The sequence below is a fragment of the Brevibacillus sp. MER 51 genome, assembly GCF_023714195.1.
In the GTDB taxonomy this organism is placed as follows: Bacteria; Bacillota; Bacilli; order Brevibacillales; family Brevibacillaceae; genus Brevibacillus.
In genome coordinates this window covers 1-695 of sequence record NZ_JAMAUS010000045.1, presented here as the reverse complement: position 1 = coordinate 695, position 695 = coordinate 1, and the positions used below count along the sequence as shown (strand labels likewise).

Below are 695 nucleotides of genomic sequence, written 5' to 3'. Positions count from 1 at the left end.
GCGACGCTCTACCAATTGAGCTACGTCCGCATATTTATTGGTGCGGTCGAGAGGACTTGAACCTCCACGGTGTTGCCACCACTAGAACCTGAATCTAGCGCGTCTGCCAATTCCGCCACGACCGCATATAAAATTCAATCTCTCACTTTTTAAAAACTGGTGAGCCATGAAGGACTCGAACCTTCGACCCTCTGATTAAAAGTCAGATGCTCTACCAACTGAGCTAATGGCTCTCGCTATATTTATCGCCATTTCAAACCACCTAAGATTGAAATGGCGGAGCTGACGGGACTCGAACCCGCGACCTCCGGTGTGACAGACCGGCGTGAACTCCAACTTCACCACAGCTCCATATTTGGTTGCGGGAGCAGGATTTGAACCTGCGACCTTCGGGTTATGAGCCCGACGAGCTACCGAGCTGCTCCATCCCGCGATAGTCAGGACTACTGAGTGTCAGTGTTGCCACAGGACGTGACGCTTTTAACTGACCTTCTTTGCCCTTTGATATTAATGGTGGAGGCTGACGGGATCGAACCGCCGACCCTCTGCTTGTAAGGCAGATGCTCTCCCAGCTGAGCTAAGCCTCCAGGATCCCTGCTAACGCAGGGCATTTTGCTAGGTGACCCGTAGGGGATTCGAACCCCTGAATGACAGCGTGAAAGGCTGCTGTGTTAAACCGCTTCACCAACGGGCCA

Annotated in this window: 6 tRNA genes; all 6 read right to left on the bottom strand. The window is 52.7% G+C overall.

Features of this window, described 5'->3' with window-relative positions:
* Positions 1–38: 38 nt before the first annotated feature.
* The 6 genes from M3630_RS30475 to M3630_RS30450 all read right to left on the bottom strand — a co-directional run bounded on the left by M3630_RS30475 (position 39) and on the right by M3630_RS30450 (position 694).
* Positions 39–125 (bottom strand) — tRNA-Leu (locus M3630_RS30475).
* Between the two features lie 32 nt (positions 126–157).
* Positions 158–233: transfer RNA gene (locus M3630_RS30470), tRNA-Lys, on the bottom strand.
* A gap of 41 nt (positions 234–274) precedes the next feature.
* Positions 275–351: transfer RNA gene (locus M3630_RS30465), tRNA-Asp, on the bottom strand.
* Positions 352–356: 5 nt separating this feature from the next.
* Positions 357–433: transfer RNA gene (locus M3630_RS30460), tRNA-Met, on the bottom strand.
* Between the two features lie 78 nt (positions 434–511).
* Positions 512–587 (bottom strand) — tRNA-Val (locus tag M3630_RS30455).
* 33 nt (positions 588–620) lie between these two features.
* Positions 621–694: transfer RNA gene (locus M3630_RS30450), tRNA-Glu, on the bottom strand.
* Position 695: the final 1 nt, after the last annotated feature.